Here is a 16,840-nt window from a genome sequence, read left to right on the forward strand (position 1 = left end):
ACAAGCATGACGACCGCAGTAGAGCGCCCCGCGCTCAAGGCCAAGGAACGACCTGGCGACCGCATCTTCTCTTCGAGCACGATTGTGGCCGGCGGCCTCATTCTGGCTATCCTCGCCGCCGTCGCCGCCTTCCTCCTGGTGCAGAGCCTGCCGGCCTTCATCGCCGATCCGGAGGAGTTCAAGGGCGATGCGACTGACTTCTGGGCGTATGTCTGGCCGTTGGCGTTCGGCACTCTCTGGTCGGCCTTCCTCGCGCTGCTCATGGCCGTGCCCGTTGCCATCGGCATCGCGCTGTTCATCTCGCACTATGCCCCCCGTAAGCTCGCGCAGGGCCTGGGCTACCTGATCGACCTCCTCGCCGCCGTGCCCTCCGTGGTCTTCGGCCTGTGGGGCATCGGCGTTCTCGCGCCCCTCGTGCAGCCGTTCTACGCGAACCTGGTCGAGTGGTTCGGCTGGTTCCCACTCTTCGCCGGCCCGGTCTCCGGCACCGGGCGCACCACCCTCACAGTGGCCATCGTGCTCGCCGTCATGGTGCTGCCGATCATCACAGCGCTGTCCCGCGAGATCTTCCTGCAGACTCCCGTTCTCTACGAAGAGGCATCGCTGGCCCTCGGCGCCACGCGCTGGGAAATGATCACCATGGCCGTGCTGCCCTTCGGCCGCGCCGGCATCATCTCCGCCTCCATGCTCGGTCTCGGCCGGGCCCTGGGTGAGACCATGGCGGTCGCCATGGTGCTGTCGCCGAGCCGGGACGTCATCTTCCAGTTGCTGACCTCAGAGAACCCCACCACGATCGCCGCGAACATCGCCCTCAACTTCCCGGAGGCACACGGCGTGGGCGTCAACATCCTGCTCGCGACGGGCCTTGTTCTCTTCGTCATCACGCTCGTGGTGAACATGATCGCGCGTGTCATCATCAACCGCCGCAAGGCCTTCTCCGGAGCGAACTGATGAGCTTGACGAAGTCGGCCACGGCCGCCCCCCTGACCAACTCACTCACCGCAGGCAAGCTTCCCGAGCGCTCCTCGCTCGCTGTGCTCGTGGGCAGTTGGCTGGTCACCGGCGCGGTCTTCTTCGTGCTGATGCTTTCCGGCGCCACCGAGGGCTTCAACATCGTCGGAACGCTCTTCTTCGGCGCTCTCGTCTACTGCGTCGCCATCTACCTGCTCTCCTACTCCGTGGAGGGCGTACGCAAGGCCAAAGACCGACTGGTCACCGCCCTGGTGACCGGCGCCTTCGTGGTCGCCTTGCTTCCACTCTTCTCGCTCGTCTTCACGACCCTGGTCAACGGGCTGCCGGCGTTCCTCACCCCGAGCTTTTTCTCCGAATCCCAGCGCAACATCGTCGGAGAGGGCGGCGGCGCACTGCACGCGGTTGTCGGCACGCTGCTGATCACCGGCGTCGCCACTCTCATCTCGGTTCCGATCGGCCTGCTGAGTGCGATCTACCTCACTGAATACGGCCGCGGCCGACTCGCGCGGGCCATCACGTTCTTCGTCGACGTCATGACCGGGATCCCCTCGATCGTCGCCGGGCTCTTCGCCTTCGCGCTCTTCTCCCTCCTGTTCGACGACCCCGGCATCCGCTTCGGATTCGGAGGCGCTGTGGCCCTCACGGTGTTGATGATCCCGGTCGTCGTGCGTTCGAGCGAGGAAATGCTCAAGCTCGTTCCCAACGAGCTGCGCGAGGCTGCGTACGCGCTCGGCGTGCCGAAATGGCTGACCATCCTCAAGGTGGTGCTGCCGACATCCCTCGCCGGGATCGTGACCGGGATCATGATCTCGATCTCCCGCGTGATCGGTGAGACGGCGCCGCTGCTGATCATCTCCGGGTTCACGGCCAGCATGAACTACGACCTCTTCAGCGAGCGGATGATGACGCTGCCCGTCTTCGTGTACACCCAGTACGCCAACCAGGGCGCGGACACCCAGGCCTACCTCGACCGCGCCTGGGCCGGCGCCCTGACGCTCATCCTGATCGTGATGCTGCTGAACCTCGGCGCGCGCATCATCGCCAGAATCTTCTCGCCCAAGCTCGGCCGCTAGGCTCCACCTCCCGGCCTTCGGCCGTCCGAACCAAAGGAATGCATGTCCAAGCGCATTGAAGTCAACGACCTCAACGTCTACTACAGCAAGTTTCTCGCTGTCGAAGAGGTGTCGTTGGTGATTGAGCCTCGCACGGTGACGGCCCTGATCGGGCCCAGCGGATGCGGCAAGTCCACATTCCTGCGCACACTGAACCGGATGCACGAGGTCATCCCCGGGGCGTATGTCACGGGCGAGGTCCTCATCGACGGCAACAACCTCTACGGCCCGGGCGTCGACCCGGTGCTCGTACGCCGGCAGGTGGGCATGGTCTTCCAGCGCCCGAACCCGTTCCCCACCATGTCGATCGGCGACAACGTGCTGGCCGGTGTGAAGCTCAACAACCGCCGGATGGCCAAGTCCGACGCCGACGACCTGATCGAGAAGTCGCTGATGGGCGCGAACCTCTGGAACGAGGTCAAGGACCGCCTGGACAAGCCCGGATCGAGCCTTTCCGGCGGGCAGCAGCAGCGGCTCTGCATCGCCCGGGCGATCGCTGTGCAGCCCGACGTCATCCTGATGGACGAGCCCTGCTCGGCTCTGGACCCGATCTCCACGCTGGCGATCGAGGACCTGATCGAGGAGATGAAGGCCGACTACACGATTGTGATCGTCACGCACAACATGCAGCAGGCCTCCCGGGTCTCGGACCGCACCGGCTTCTTCAACATCGCCGGCACCGGCAAGCCCGGCAAGCTGATCGAGTACGACGACACGACCACGATCTTCTCCAACCCGAGCATTCAGGCGACCGAGGACTACGTCTCCGGTCGATTCGGCTAGGCCAGGCTCCGCCGACGCAGGCGAGACTCGGGCAGAATCAGGCGGTGCGGGCGAGCAGGGCGGCGTTGAAAGCGCGGGTCAGCTCGGGGACGGACGGCAGGGGCCGGCCGTCGAGTTCGGTCACCTGCACGGCCAGACGCACGCTGGACAGCAGCCACACGGCATCCGCCGCCCGCAGCTCGTCGACCGTCACGTCGCGGTACTCTGTGCGCTCCCCTGCCGCCTGCAGGTGCTCGAACACGCTCTGCTGCGTGGTGCCGTGCAGTATGGCCCCGCTCGGCACGGGTGAGACGAACACGCCGCCCGTGCACAGGACCACGGTCGAGGTGGGTCCCTCCAGCACGAAGCCGTCGTGCGTGAGGAAGACCGCGTCGTCGGCGCCCCGGCGGTGCGCCTCCCGGAGCGCGGCCATGTTGACCGCGTAGCTGAGCGTTTTGGCACCCATCAGGAGCCAGGGTGCCTGTTCGGCAAGGCCGTGCGGGTAGCCCCTGTCCAGGGTGACCGCACGGATCCCGGATTCCCGCACGGCCCCGAAGTCGGGGGCCATGGTCGCGTGCAGCCACGCGGTGGGAGCCGGGCCGGAATCGACACCACGGCTGTAAATGAGCTTGAGAACGATTTCACCCTGCTGAGGAAGTCGCCGGGTGGCCCGCGCGATCGCCGCGTGCCACTGACCCAGGTGCGGTTCGGGCAGCTCGCAGATGACGGACGAGGTAGCCAGACGGGCGAGATGCGCTTTCACGGCCTGCGGATGGCCGCCGACCACGCCGAGGGTCTCGAAGACGCCGTCACCCCGCTGGGCGCTCAGCTCCCCGATGCGCAGGGTCGGGGCGGTCCAGTCGACCTCCCGAAAGGTGTCGTCGAACTGCGTGCGCGGTGAGTCGGCGGCAACCGGATCGATCAGCAGGGTGAAGGGCAGCGTCTGAGGCTGAGCAGTCATTTTCCGAGCTTAGTCATTTCCTGAGCGGAATCAGTTCCTGCCCAGGGAACGGGTCAGGAACTCTGGATGGCCACGATCGGGTCGCTCGTGGGCTGCTTCGAGCCACCCTTCGGTTCGACCGTGACACCGATCGTGTCCCCGGCGGTGAGGCTGCCGTCGAGGACGCGCCAGACGGTGCCGGTGCCGGATGAGTCGAACGTTCCCGCCGGAACCGCACCGGAACCGCCGATGTACCAGAGCTGGTAGTCCTGGTCGGCCGACAGGGACGGCAGATCGTCGATCAGGAGGGCGGACAGCCCGCTCTGCTCGGACCAGACCAGGGTGGCCTCCTGGCCGTCGGCCGTTCTCGCCGTCGCACGCTGCGTGTCCGCGGCCGCCGTGATCTGCACCAGGCCGGCGGCCTGGTCCTGCTCGAACTGGTCGGACTCCAGCGACAGGCCGACGAAGGTCCCACCCGCGAACAGGGCGACGGCGGCAGCCGCAGCCGCCAGCACACCGACGGGACGCTGGAACCAGCGCAGGCGGGCACGCTCGGCGGCACCGCCGCGGGGGGGCGCGGAAGCATCCGTGGCGTCGGCCGACGCCTGTGACGGCGCCACCGGCGTCACCGGCGCGTCGGGAGCGGCGCTCTGAGCGGCGGCGGGAGCAGTCTGCTCGGTCGGGTGGGCGACCTCGGGCGCGGTCAGCGGCGCCAGCTGCGGTGTGGACGCGAGCCTGGCCATCAGGGAGGCCTTGAGCCCGACCGAAGGCTGTACGGGGGTGACGGCGAGGCCCAGGGCCACCGCGGTGTCGCTCAGCTCGGCCGATTCGATGCGGGCCTGCTCGGAGGCCGCGAGGTGCGCCTCGTAGGCCGCGGCGTCGTCCGCGCCCAGCGCATTGAGGGCATAGGCACCGGCGAGCTCGCCCGGGTTGTCCCCGCTACCGCCGTGGGTGTCGTCGTTGCGGGTGTTGTCGCTCATGACGCCACTCCCATCTCGTCGCGAAGACGGATCAATCCGTCTCTCAACCTGGTCTTCACGGTTCCGAGGGGGATCTGCAACCGCTCCGCCACTTCGCTCTGGCTGAGACCGCCGTAATAGGCGAGGCTGATCGCCTGGCGTTGCAGTTCCGTCAATCTGGACATCGCCTTCTCCACCCTTTCGTGCTCGATTCGTACGGCGACCGTCTCGGACACCTCGTCGTAGGCAACCGCGAGATCACGGATGCCGATTTTGACGTCGCGGTCGCGGCTCGCCTGCGACGACCGGATCCGGTCCACCGCCCGGCGGTGCGCCATGGTCAGGATCCAGGTCGATGCTCCGCCGCGCTGCGCTTCGTAGCGCGTGGCCGTCTGCCAGATCTCCAGGAAGATCTCCTGGGCCACCTCCTCCGACTGCGCGGGGTCGACCAGCAGGCGCCGGACCAGACCCAGGACGCGCGGGGCCATCCGGTCGTACAGCTCCCCGAATGCGGCTTCATCGCCCTGAGCCACCCGGCCCAGCAGTTCCTCCTGGGAAGCAGGAACGGTCGACTCCCGGTCGACATCGAATTCAGCACTCATGAGAACAAGCATGTCAGGTCTTGTCCGGGTCCATAGCCGTAGTTCGGTGCGCCGGCCGGATCGGATTGGTGCCACCGGGGGCACGGTGACGGGCCCGGCCCGAGCGCGGACGAAGTGAAGGCCGGGCCGCAGAACGCCTCTCGGCGCGAGGCCGCTCAGAGCGGCGAATATTGGAGCCCGGGGTTACTGCGGCCCGACCAGCATCCAGTGTAAACGACACGGATGCCCTTCGCGCACAGACTCGGTCGGCATCCGTTCGCGGGTGCTGCGGTCGGGCTGCGCGGGCACGGTGCTAGTCGAGCGACTCGCTGCGCCAGAGCCGGGCGCAGGCGGCGAATTCCTGGGCTGTGGTCGAGAACCGAAGCGCCCGGCGGGTCAGTTCGGTGGACCGGCCCGGCTCGGTCGTCTCCAGATCGTCGGCGATGCTGGTGCACCCCACCGAGCTGACGCGGCAGAATGCGGCCGCGCGATCAAGGGCCACGGCGAAGTCTCCCGTGAAGATCCCGCGCAGGATCTGGTCGGCCAGGATGATGATCTCGGTCGTCCCGGTGGGCACCATCGCCCCGGCGATGAGCGGGTCGATCGCCGGCGTGACCTCGGTGCCGCGCTGGTAGAGGAAGGACGTGCCCTCGGGATCCTGGCGGATGAGCAACCGGATCAGGTAGAGACGCCAGAGCGCGCCCGGCAGGCTGCGCGGAGTCGCCCGAGACCAGAGTTCGGCCACGGCGTCGATCCCGTTCTCGTCGGTGTAGGCCACGAGCCGGTCGACGATCTCCGGGTCCGGGTCGCTGCGCACCCGGGCGAGCAGTGCCTGGGCGGTCTCGTGCGCCACCCGGCTGATCGCCGCGGGGTCTTCACCGCCCTGGAAGGACTCGAATTTGCTGCCGGAGAACTGGGTCGGCTTGTGGAAGTTTTCGGCCATCGCATCCTCCTGTGGTCGTCGGCGAGGTTCACCGGGTGTTCGCTGCGGGCGCATCCGCGGCTGGCTCGGAAGGCTCTCTCCCACGCTACCGAGAAAAACCGATCCGGAATCCCCTGTACATTATTAACCGCGGGCCTCTAGCTCAGTTGGTAGAGCAAAGGACTTTTAATCCTTGGGTCGTCGGTTCGAGCCCGACGGGGCCCACTCAGAAATACGGTCGGTGCACGCCCGGGCCGTGGCCTGTCGTCACGCCTGGGCCTGCCCACGGCCCCTCCCGCCGTCTCTGCACCTCTCCCTTGGACTCCCGGCGGGCGTCCAGCGTTGATTCGGGCGACGCTCGGGTCTGTCCTTCATACTTCGGGGATGAAGCAGGCATGACCGATGCCGGCAGCAGGAGACGGAGGTCGCCATGGGCAGAGTGAACGAGGAAGTCGAAGTCGAGGCCGGAGTCGTCTCACGGTACCGGCGCCACCCGCATGGGTGCGGCCTGGTCTCCCCCGGCGCACGCGTACACCCTGGCGCGTTCGTGTCCCGAACCGCCTATGTGGAGAGCGGTGCCCGCGTCGGACCGGAAACATGGATCGGACCCGGCAGCTGGATCGACCACGGCGCCGAGGTCGGGGCCGGGGTGTTCGTAGGCCAGAACGTGCACATCGGTGCAGACGCGGTGGTCGGCACCGCCGCCCGCCTCGGCAGTTATGTGCGGATCGGACGCTCCGCAACGATCACCCCCGGTGCGGTGGTCGAGCGCGACGAACGGGTGCCGGACAACGCCGTCATCGGTGCGCCCCGCGGCCCGGCGCAGCCGCGCGCTCGGCCGGCAGCCGACCGGCTCGAACACGCCGCGTAGACCCGTGCGGCGCCAGATCTAGGCCAGGTTCGGGGGAACGCCGAGTTCCCGCTGCACCATCAGTGCGAGTTCGCGGAGCAGCACGAGGTCGACGGTTTCCGCAGCGCGCGGCTCCGGGTCGAAGACGCAGAGGGCGCCGATGAACTCCCCGGACGGCGACTCGATCGGGAACCCGGCATAGAAGCGGATGCCGCCCTCGGCCAGAACCAGGGCGTTCTCCCGGAACCGGTCGTCCAGACTCGCATCCGGGATCACCATCGCGGACGTGCTCTGGATCGTGACGGCGCAGAAGGACGACGACCGCGCCGACTCCCGCTCCGCCACGCCGACACGGGCCTTGTGCCACTGACGGTCCCGGTCGATCACCGTGAGCGCGGCGGAGCGGGTACCGAACAGCGTGCTGGCGAGCGCCACGATGCGGTCGAACCGTTCCTCCGCCGGGGTGTCGACGATACCGAGCCGATCGACCGCTCGCTGGCGACGCACCTCTTTCGCCTGAGCCTGTTCGTCGGACGGCGCCGGCTCCGCATCATGGGTCGAGACCCGGTCGGCGGCGAGGAGCGGGGACATCCGCGCAGCCAGCGCCTCAGCGCAGTGCGCATAGGTCTCCGCCGACCGGTACCGGCCCGGCGGCGGCGTGGGCGCAGCGATGGACGGAACAAAGGTGACCCGGTCGGCGGCGGCGCAGAGACGCTCCGTCGCCCGATTCAGGAGCCGGGCATGGCTGTCCGCCACCGTGCCGAGCCTCGAGTCGAAGACCGGAATCGACCGGATGGGCTGGATTCCCGACACGATGATCCGGGTACTGCGCGACGACGAACCCTCCAGGAAGCGGAACAGGTTCGCCAATTCGCTCCGCCACACCCCGGTGGGCGTCAGATTGAGGGCGTCGTTCACCCCCAGGAACACCACGATGGCGTCGTAACGGGACAGCCTCACCCCGGTCAAATCGGCGACGGCGGAACCGACGGTCATCCGCGGGTTCGCGATGAGGTCGACGTCGACTCCGCGCCCGGTCTGTGCCGACAGCGCACGCGCAAGCGAACCAGGCAGAGCCAGGTTGTGGCTCACCACCCCGCGGCCGATTGCCAGCCCGGAGCCGAAGATGAGCACCCGGTCGGAGTCGATTCCTGCGGAATGCGCCTGCGGGGCATCCGTGGGCACCGGGATCGCGCCGAAGCCGCGTTCGGATGCCGCGGCCCAGGCGCGCATGCCGGGGGCCAGCAGCCACCGTATGACTTCCTGCACTGACGCCCCTTGCTGCTCGGACACCAGGGTGTATCGACCAAAGCTCAATTATCCCCCATCCGGGGTGCGCGCGGGCAACCCCCATCCGGGATTCGCGTGAACGCCCCCCTAGACGAGGGAGACGACAGCCTGGGCGGCCACAAAGATGAGGAGGCCGGCCAGTGCTCCGACGACGGTGCCGTTGATCCGGATGAACTGGAGGTCCTTGCCGACCTGCAGTTCGATCTTCTCGCTTGTCTCGGCGGCATCCCAGCGGGCGACGGTTTCGGTGATCACCCCGGCGATCTCATGCCGGTAGCGCCGCACGATGTAGCTGGCCGTGTCGGCCAGCCAGCGGTCGATGCGCGCGCCCAGGGCCGGGTCGCTGATCAGCCGCCCGCCGACCTCCATCACGGTTGAACGGATGCCGGTGCGCAGCCCGCTCTCGGGATCGGCCAGCGCCGCCACGAGGGAGAGCTTGACCGCCTCCCAGGTCTCGCTCGCGAACTCGCGCAGCCGGGCGCTGTCGAGCAGTTCGAGCTTGAGCCCTTCCACGCGCGAGATCATCTCGGGCTCGTGCTGCAGGTCGTGCGCCAGCTCGCCGAGGTAGCGGTCGATGGCCTGGCGGAGCGGGTGCGCGGCATCCGCTCGAACGGTGGCCATGAAGGCGAGCACCTCCCGGTGCGCCTTGTCGTCGACGAGCTTGTCGACGAAGCCGGGCATCCAGCTCGGCAGCCGCTGGGACACGGCCCGCCCGAAGGCCTCCGGATGCGCCAGCAACCAGCCCTCGGCCCGCTCCAGCAGCAGGTCGACGGCGGCGTGCTGCTGCCCTGACTCGACCAGCCGCTCACCCACCCGCCCGATCGGCGGTGCCCACTCGGGTTTCAGCAGGTTTTCGCGCGCCACCGTCTCGATCAGGTCCTGGATGGCGTTGTCACTGAGCAGGTTGAGCAGCCCCGACCCTGCCACCGCGACCTCATCGGTGAGCCGGCGGGCGTTCTCCTCCTCGGAGAGCCACGCACCGAGCCGCCTGGAGACACCGATCGACTCGAGCTTGCCGCGGATCACGGTTTCGGAGAGGAAGTTCGTCTCGACGAATTCGCCCAGGCTCGCCCCGATCTCGTCCTTGCGGCCGGCGATGATGTTCGTGTGCGGGATTCGCAGTCCGAGCGGGTAACGGAACAGGGCCGTCACGGCGAACCAGTCCGCGATGGCGCCGACCATGCCGCCCTCGGCCGCCGCGCGCACGTACTGCAGCCAGGGATAGCTCTCCTGCAGGGCGAACGCGGTGGCGAACACCACGGCCATCAGCAGCAGCAGACCGAGGGCGAGCCGCTTCATTCCGATCAGGGCCCTGAGACGCTCAGCGTCCTGCGGGCTCAAGGGGGCCCGGGGTGCTGCTCCCCGCGGAACGGTGTCGGTCAGGTTCTGCCTCAGATTCTCGGCCATCTTCCCAGACTGCCCGATGACGGCCGCCGAGCGAAACCTGAGGACGAGTGTCGCTCAGTCGGACAACTGTTGCCGCCGCGGCGGCAACAGTTGTCCGACTGAGAAACAGATGCCCGGCCGGGGTCGTCAGCGCAGGGTCAGCAGTGGCAGTGGCCCTCGTCAACGGGCGTGGACGGCGGCACGTCGAGCACCGGGCTGCGGTCGAAGAAACCGTCGGGCTTCAGCTTGAATCCGGCGGTGTCCACCGGCATGATCGGCCAGTCCTCGATCCGTGGATAGTGGGTGAGGCCGAACGTGTGCCAGAGCACGATGTCCTGGCCGTCGATATCACGGTCGGCTTCGATATAGGTCGGCAAGCCGGCTCCGCCCGCGTGCTGGTTGACGAAATCGCCGGTCGGGTAGCGTTCCTCCTCGGCGTACCGGGTCACCCACAAATCCTTGGTCGCGAAGGCCGCCCGGCGAGCCACGGACGAGTTCTCATCGGCGAGCAACGTCGGCTGCCCCTCCGGATAAAGCTTGTAGCCGACCGGTTCTCCGAGCCGGTTGAGCACGTTCGGGTTGGACACGAGCCAGGTACGCCCACTGCGCATATCGGCCTCACGCACCCCGTTGGATTCGCGGGTCAGCAGCGTGCGCTTGCGGGTGAAAGCGTTGCCGCGTTCATTGCCGGGGCCCATCGGAACGCGCACGGCCTGCTCCTCCTCGACCCGGTTGGTGTTGCCGTCGAGGGCCATGTCCAGCCGTGCGCTGAAGAGGTGCTGGTGGAACGGTGCTCCCAGCCCCGGGGCCAACTCCGACGCGTACGGGTAACCCTTGCCGGGGAAGGCGCTCGTGAACACGACGCCGGTGGCCTTGGCCTCGAACTCGATCGTGCCGTCGAGGTAGAGGTACCAGTAGAAGCCGTAGTCGTAGTTGCCCACGGTGGTGAAGAAGGAGATCACCAGCCGGCGGTTGCGCCGCGTGTATTCGATCCCCGACCAGAGATCGCTGTGCTTGGCGAGGATGCTCCAGTCCTCCTCGTGCATGCAGATGCCGTTTTTGATCGTGCGGGGGTTGCCGAAACCGTCCGTGATGACCGGGCTCAGGTAGGTGATCTCACCGAGGCAGTCGCAGCCCAGCTCGAGCGAATTGGCGTATTGCCCGACCAGGTACTCTCCCGTGTCGAAATAGTTCTGCCACGACCGCACCGGGGCCGGGTCTCCATAGGGCACGACCATCTCCGCGATCGAGGCCCGGTTGATGATGGAGCGGCGCGTGCCGTTGTCGTCGAAGCCGATGTTGTGCAGCACGACGCCTTCCCGCACGTCGAAGCCGACGTCCAGGCTCCATTTCTCCCACTCCACGTGGTTGCCACCGGTCACGGTGAAACTCGGGCCCTCCGGCTGCGTGATCTCGATCGGTTTGAGCGTCTGGCGCAACGGCCCGGTCAGAGTGGGATCCGTGTAGTTGCCGTGCTCGGCCGGAATCGGCACCACACCGAAGTCGATCACCTGGTCCACGGTTCTGCTCACGATGTCCACGTAGGCGACGAGCCCGTCGATGGGGTGAGCCCAGGCGCTGTCCTCCGGGAAATTCTGCACAAAGGCGAGACCGCGCAGGATACGGCGGCCCTTCTCCTCCGGGTACTCGAAGACTCCCGCCGACAGCGGCGCCACGCGCACGTTCGCCACATCGAGGCCTCGGTCGGCGAGGGCACTCAACCAGCGGTCGTCGTGGGTGAGGAGCTCTTCGACCGCAGCGAATTCCTCCTCCAGCACGGGTAGTTCACCGGTCTCGGCGGTGTCCAGCACGACCACGGACTCGACGATCTGCCGGGTCGCCGACACCGTGACATCCCGCGGCGCGGTGCACCCGGACACGTCGTGCAGGAACACCCGGAACCTGCGGTCGGCTTCGGCCGCCGCACCACGCGGCGGATCGAGCAGCCCGAGATAGGCAACCCGGATGCTGTCCCCGAGCAGACCGGCTTGGGTCAGGATGCCGCGCACAGCAAGAATCTCGCTGTCCGTAGCGAGGGCGTAGGCGGCGGTGACGGCGAGCGAAACGGAAGTCATGATTCCCCTTTCCGGGGCTGCGGGAGGGCAGACGCGATGCCCCGGCCGAAATCTTTTTTCTATAGTTGTAGAACCATAGGCGGTCACTAAGCTCACTGGCAAGGGGTTTATTCAGCCGACTTTTCAGCGGGAGGGCATCATGCCGAAGGTCGTCGACCACGATCAGCGCCGAGTCGAACTCGTCGAGGCAACCTGGCGGATCATCGCCCGCCACGGCATCGAGGGTGCGACGATGCGTGACATCGCCGCCGAGGCCGGCTTCGCCAACGGCGCCCTGAAACCGTATTTCCCGAGCAAGGACGACCTGCTCGCCTTCGCGTTCAGCCACGTCTTCAGCCAGACCGGCCGCCGCATGACCGATGCCACAGTCGGCCGGTCCGGACTCAGCGCGCTCCGGGCCTATTGTCTGGAAATCCTGCCGCTGGACGACATCCGGGTCAGTGAGGCCCGCATCGTCATCCCGTTCTGGCAGAAGGCGCTGACGGATCCCGCCAAGGCCGAGCTGCACGCGGCTGCGATGTTGCAGTGGCGCGACACCATGTGCGAGCACCTCCGGGAGGCCGGCGCCGCCGGCGAACTGGGCACCGCCACTCCCCACGAGGACCTCGCGGGGCTTTTGATGAATTTCGTTCTCGGCACCCAGATCACCGCGGTGCTGTCCCCGATCGAAAACTCCGCGGACCGGCTTGTGGCCCAGCTGGATGCCTGCCTCGGCCTGATAGCCGACGGCAGCTGAGCCTCCACGCATTTTTCGACGAACGTGGAATAACCCGTGACAATGCTGCACGGCTGAGCTAAATTACTGGCAATGTGTGGTGTTCACGCTGGCAAAGGAGCTACCCGTGACTCTGACGACCGTACCTGCCCCGCCCGGCGGCGGCGACCCGGTGCAGTGTGCGCAGGCGGACACGTTCGCCGAGTGGCGCACGTTGGTCTCTGACTCCTTCGTTCCGCTGGAAGTGCGTTCGGATGCGATTGACTTCCGGGGAACGCTGCGATCCCGTGTGCTCGATGAGCTCTCCATCGTCGAGGTCACCGCCAACGGACACCAGGTGCTGCGCACCCCCGCCCTCATCGCCCGGTCGGACCGGCACTATTTCAAGCTCAATCTGCAGCTCTCCGGCCACGGCATCCTGATCCAGGACAACCGGGAAGCCACCCTGCGCCCCGGCGACCTGGCCGTCTACGACACGCACCGCCCGTACACCCTCGCATTCGAGCAGGATTTCCGCACCCTCGTGCTGATGTTCCCCCACGAGGCCCTCGACCTGCCCGCCGAATCCGTGGGCCAGCTCACCGCCAGGCGGATGGCAGGGGACGCGGGGCTCGGCCGGATGATCAGCCCGTTCATGGTGCAGCTCGCCGCGAACCTCGACGCACTGTCCGGCACGACCGGGCACCGGCTGGCCTACAACGCGGTCGATCTGATCGCCACGATGTTCGAGAGCGAGCTGAGCATCCGCCGCGAACCCGTGGCCGGCACGCACGGGGACCTGCTCACCAGCATCCGTCAGTACATCGAGGCCGAACTGGGCGACCCGGCCCTCTCCCCGGCCGGCATCGCCGCCGCACATTTCATCTCCACCCGCCAGCTGCACAAGGTGTTCCACGAGGCCGACACGACGGTCTCCACCTGGATCCGCGCCCGCCGGCTCGAACGTTGCCGCCGAGACCTGCGCGACCCCATCCTCACGGACCGGTCGGTCGGCGTGATCTCCGCTCGCTGGGGTTTTCTCGACCCTGCCCGTTTCAGCCGGATCTTCCGCACGGCGTTCGGCGAACCACCCAGCACCTACCGGCGAGGCTGAGGGAACGCCTCGAGAGCCGTCGCGCTCCGGCAAGTTCCGTTCGTGGAAAGACAAGTCTGCGGCCCGATGCTCGGCGAGAGTCGTGGCACTGGCTTCCACAGGCGGAGCCGCTCAACGAGGAGCACCCATGACAACGAAGCTATTCATCAACGGCGAGTGGACCAGCGCGACGGGCGGATCGATCGCCACCCTGAACCCGGCGACCGAGGAGATCCTCGACGACGTCGGCTTCGCGAGCACTGTTGACGTCGACGCCGCCGTCGACGCGGCCCGGGCCGCCTTCAACAGCACCGCGTGGCGTGACCTGCTCCCGGTGGCCAGGGCGCGGCTCCTGTTCCGGCTCGCGGACCTGATCGAGGCACACGCCGACGAGCTGGCCGAACTGGAGACCCGCGACCAGGGCCAGCCGCTCGGCGTGTCCCGCACAATCTCCGTGGCCGGCGCGGCCGAGCACTTCCGCTACTACGCAGGCTGGGTCACCAAGATCGAGGGGCGCACCTCCCCGATCTCGTTCCCCGACACCCACCACTACACGCGACGCGAACCAATCGGCGTCTGCGCCCTGATCACACCGTGGAACTTCCCCTTGATGATCCTGGCCTGGAAACTCGCCCCGGCCCTGGCCACGGGCAACACCGTGGTGATCAAACCGGCCGAGCAGACCCCGCTGACGGCCATCCGTCTGGTCGAGCTGGCTGCCGAGGCCGGCTTCCCGGCGGGGGTGGTCAACCTCGTCACGGGCGACGGCAGCACCGGCCAGGCTCTGGTGGATCACCCGCACGTGGACAAGGTGTCGTTCACCGGTTCCACCGCCGTCGGCCGCTCCATCGTGGCCGGCTCGGCCGCCTCGAACCTCAAGAAGATCACCCTCGAGCTGGGCGGCAAGGCTCCCTCGATCATCACAGCGGACGCCGACATCGACGCGGCCGTCGGTGGCAACCTGGCCGGCGGCATGCTCAATTCCGGGCAGGTTTGCGCCGCCTACACCCGGTTCTACGTGAATAAGAAGCGCGAGGCCGAGTTCGTCGAAAAGATGGCAGCCGGGGTCTCGGGTATGAAGCTCGGCGCCGGGATGGACCCGGCCACCCAGCTGGGCCCGCTGGTCTCGCAGCGACACCTCGACCACGTCGAACGGATGGTCACGGTCGGCCGGGCCGAGGGTGCGGAACTCGTGACCGGCGGATCCCGCTCCGGCGATGTCGGCTATTTCTTCCAGCCGACCGTGTTCGCCGGTGTGCGCGACGACATGGCCATCGCAACCGACGAGGTCTTCGGACCGGTGCTCTCGATCATGTCCTACGACGACGACGACGACCTGCAGGATCTCATCAACCGGGCCAACGACACCGACTACGGACTCGCGGCCACCGTCTGGACGAAGGACCTCGAAAAGGCGCACCGCCTGGCGAACGGCATCCGTGCCGGGGCGATCTTCGTGAACATGCCGCCGGTGCCGGACATGGCCGCGCCGTGGGGCGGGTTCAAGACCAGCGGCTGGGGCAACGAGATGGGCCCGTATTCGATCGACGCGTACACGCAGGTCAAGGGCGTCTGGATGCACTACGGCAACTAGGCACTCGGGCGGGGTGGCATCCGTTCGCCCGCCCCCCGGCCGCCGTTTCACCCTCAACCGTCTCTTCCTGCCATCGTCAACTCATCGAGGAGTAAACCCATGACGACTACCCGCAGTACCCCTCAGTCCGACTCCCAGTCCACCCTGCACACGGGCCGCCTCGGCGTGATCGGCATCGTCTTCTTCGTGGTCGCCGCCGCCGCACCGCTCGTCGGCATGACCGGCGCGGTGCCGGTCGCGATCGTTCTCGGCAACGGCGCCGCCGCCCCGGGCGCGTACCTCGTGGTGGGCCTCACCCTGCTCCTGTTCAGCGTGGGCTACGCCGCGATGAGTCAGCGGGTCACCAACGCCGGGGCGTTCTTCGCCTACATCGGCCGGGGGCTCGGCCGGCACCTGGGCAGCGCATCGGCCTTCGTCTCGATCCTGGCCTACCTCGCCATCCAGCTGGCCATCTACGGGTTCTTCGGCGGACTCCTCGGCGCTCAGGTCGGCCTGCTGCCCTGGTGGGCCTGGTCGCTCGTCGCCTGGGCTGCCGTCACTCTGCTCTCGCTGCTGAGCGTGGAGGTCGGAGCCAAGGTTCTCGGGGTGCTGATGCTGCTCGAGCTGCTGGCCCTTGTGGTCACCTCGGTCGCGATCCTCGCGGACGGCGGACCGGAGGGCGTCAACCTCTGGGCGTCGTTCAACCCGGCCGCGATCCTCGCCGGCGGGCTTGCCGGCTCGGCCGGGATCGCCTTCGCGTTCGCGTTCGCGTCGTTCATCGGGTTCGAGGCCACCGCGATCTATGGCGAGGAATCGAAAGACCCGAAGACCGTGGTCCCCCGGGCGACGTACCTCGCGGTCGCAGTGATCACGGTGCTGTTCGCGCTGACGGCGTTTGCCATGGTCACCGGGATGGGCGCGTCGTCGGTGGTCGAGAAGACCGTGGAACTGTCGACACTCGACGGGGTCCCCCTCGCCGACCCGGCCGCTGTGCTCTTCTCCCTGGCGACCCAGTACGTGGGCCCGTGGATGGCGACCGTGATGGGCATCCTGGTGCTCTCCAGTCTGTTCGCCGGGCTGCTCGCGTTCCAGAACGCCGCTAGCCGGTACCTGTTCGCTCTCGGCCGCGGCGGGGCACTTCCCCGGAAGCTCAGCCACGTGAACGGCCGCGGCGCTCCGAGCACCGCTTCCCTCGCGACCTCAGTGCTCACGGGTGTCGTCATCGCGGCCTTCGCGGTCTTCCGACTGGACCCGGTGCTCAACCTGTTCTACTGGTTCAGCGGCCTGGCCGTCGTGGCGATCGTGCTGATCGAGATTCTCGTCTGCGTGGCGGTCGTCGCATTCTTCCGCCGGAACGCGGGGCACGAGAATGCCTTCCAGACCGTGATCGCCCCCGTGCTGGCGACCATCGGGCTCGTCCTCGGCGAGTACCTGCTGATGAGCCGTTTCGGGCTCCTCGCCGGAACGGTGGCCGCGGATGTCGACCCCACGGTGACTCCCTGGGGCCTGAGCCCGATCGGCTGGGTGCTGGTCTTCCTGCCGTTCGTGGTGCTGCTGGCCGGGTACCTGCACTCGCTGTTGTCGAAGACCGAGAACGAGGACCTGGTCAGGGACGTCCTCTCGTAACCGGG

Annotated in this window: 15 protein-coding genes and 1 tRNA gene; 9 read left to right on the plus strand and 7 right to left on the minus strand. The window is 67.6% G+C overall.

From position 1 onward, the window contains the following. Window positions 1–6: 6 nt before the first annotated feature. Genes pstC through pstB form a run of 3 tightly spaced genes read left to right on the plus strand, consistent with a single transcriptional unit; the run spans window position 7 to window position 2,867 of the window. Window positions 7–951, plus strand: a complete 945-nt coding sequence (pstC, locus tag AC0J5J_RS07405) for a phosphate ABC transporter permease subunit PstC (RefSeq protein WP_474900138.1) — start codon at window positions 7–9, stop codon at window positions 949–951. After that, the gene (pstA, locus tag AC0J5J_RS07410) at window positions 951–2,045 is read left to right on the plus strand and encodes a phosphate ABC transporter permease PstA (RefSeq protein WP_474900139.1); all 1,095 of its coding nucleotides are present in this window, start codon (window positions 951–953) and stop codon (window positions 2,043–2,045) included. Before pstC ends, pstA begins: the two co-directional genes overlap by 1 nt. A 42-nt stretch (window positions 2,046–2,087) precedes the next feature. Then, complete coding sequence (pstB, locus tag AC0J5J_RS07415) at window positions 2,088–2,867, plus strand: phosphate ABC transporter ATP-binding protein PstB (protein WP_134424369.1); 780 nt, start codon at window positions 2,088–2,090, stop codon at window positions 2,865–2,867. A 37-nt stretch (window positions 2,868–2,904) separates the two neighbouring features. On the opposite strand, the gene AC0J5J_RS07420 is transcribed toward pstB, so the two are convergent. The 4 genes from AC0J5J_RS07420 to AC0J5J_RS07435 form a co-directional block, all read right to left on the minus strand. Then, the gene (locus AC0J5J_RS07420) at window positions 2,905–3,807 is read right to left on the minus strand and encodes an aminodeoxychorismate lyase (protein WP_474900140.1); all 903 of its coding nucleotides are present in this window, start codon (window positions 3,805–3,807) and stop codon (window positions 2,905–2,907) included. A gap of 53 nt (window positions 3,808–3,860) precedes the next feature. Continuing rightward, on the minus strand, window positions 3,861–4,766 hold the full coding sequence (locus tag AC0J5J_RS07425) for an anti-sigma factor (RefSeq protein ID WP_474900141.1): 906 nt from the start codon (window positions 4,764–4,766) through the stop codon (window positions 3,861–3,863). Continuing rightward, window positions 4,763–5,347 carry an ECF RNA polymerase sigma factor SigK gene (gene sigK / locus AC0J5J_RS07430; RefSeq protein WP_241972703.1) on the minus strand — a complete coding sequence of 195 codons (585 nt, stop codon included), beginning with the start codon at window positions 5,345–5,347 and terminating at the stop codon, window positions 4,763–4,765. Before sigK ends, AC0J5J_RS07425 begins: the two co-directional genes overlap by 4 nt. Window positions 5,348–5,639: 292 nt before the next feature. Next, window positions 5,640–6,269, minus strand: coding sequence for a DNA-directed RNA polymerase subunit beta (locus AC0J5J_RS07435; RefSeq protein WP_134424373.1), 630 nt, complete (start codon window positions 6,267–6,269; stop codon window positions 5,640–5,642). A gap of 131 nt (window positions 6,270–6,400) precedes the next feature. Between AC0J5J_RS07435 and AC0J5J_RS07440 the strand changes: the two genes are divergently transcribed. Together AC0J5J_RS07440 and AC0J5J_RS07445 are read left to right on the plus strand one after the other, a co-directional pair. Then, window positions 6,401–6,473: transfer RNA gene (locus tag AC0J5J_RS07440), tRNA-Lys, on the plus strand. Between the two features lie 205 nt (window positions 6,474–6,678). Further along, window positions 6,679–7,119: a transferase gene (locus AC0J5J_RS07445; RefSeq protein WP_241972704.1), complete on the plus strand. Its 441-nt coding sequence runs from the start codon at window positions 6,679–6,681 to the stop codon at window positions 7,117–7,119. A gap of 18 nt (window positions 7,120–7,137) precedes the next feature. On the opposite strand, the gene AC0J5J_RS07450 is transcribed toward AC0J5J_RS07445, so the two are convergent. From AC0J5J_RS07450 to AC0J5J_RS07460, 3 genes are all read right to left on the minus strand, one after another. Then, complete coding sequence (locus tag AC0J5J_RS07450) at window positions 7,138–8,367, minus strand: GAF domain-containing protein (RefSeq protein ID WP_474900142.1); 1,230 nt, start codon at window positions 8,365–8,367, stop codon at window positions 7,138–7,140. 108 nt (window positions 8,368–8,475) lie between these two features. Continuing rightward, window positions 8,476–9,795 (minus strand): DUF445 domain-containing protein, encoded by a 1,320-nt coding sequence (locus AC0J5J_RS07455; RefSeq protein ID WP_474900143.1) that lies wholly within the window; start codon window positions 9,793–9,795, stop codon window positions 8,476–8,478. A gap of 137 nt (window positions 9,796–9,932) precedes the next feature. Then, window positions 9,933–11,849, minus strand: a complete 1,917-nt coding sequence (locus AC0J5J_RS07460) for a primary-amine oxidase (protein ID WP_474900144.1) — start codon at window positions 11,847–11,849, stop codon at window positions 9,933–9,935. A 139-nt stretch (window positions 11,850–11,988) separates the two neighbouring features. Between AC0J5J_RS07460 and AC0J5J_RS07465 the strand changes: the two genes are divergently transcribed. The 4 genes from AC0J5J_RS07465 to AC0J5J_RS07480 all read left to right on the plus strand — a co-directional run bounded on the left by AC0J5J_RS07465 (window position 11,989) and on the right by AC0J5J_RS07480 (window position 16,835). Further along, entirely contained in the window at window positions 11,989–12,585 is a 597-nt protein-coding gene (locus tag AC0J5J_RS07465; RefSeq protein ID WP_474900145.1) for a TetR/AcrR family transcriptional regulator, read from the plus strand. Window positions 12,586–12,697: 112 nt separating this feature from the next. After that, window positions 12,698–13,657, plus strand: a complete 960-nt coding sequence (locus AC0J5J_RS07470; protein ID WP_474900202.1) for an AraC-like ligand-binding domain-containing protein — start codon at window positions 12,698–12,700, stop codon at window positions 13,655–13,657. A gap of 127 nt (window positions 13,658–13,784) precedes the next feature. After that, window positions 13,785–15,230: an aldehyde dehydrogenase family protein gene (locus AC0J5J_RS07475; protein ID WP_134424378.1), complete on the plus strand. Its 1,446-nt coding sequence runs from the start codon at window positions 13,785–13,787 to the stop codon at window positions 15,228–15,230. Window positions 15,231–15,329: 99 nt separating this feature from the next. Next, window positions 15,330–16,835, plus strand: coding sequence for an APC family permease (locus tag AC0J5J_RS07480; protein ID WP_134424379.1), 1,506 nt, complete (start codon window positions 15,330–15,332; stop codon window positions 16,833–16,835). Window positions 16,836–16,840: the final 5 nt, after the last annotated feature.

The organism is Cryobacterium sp. TS_SC_7 (genome assembly GCF_056156285.1).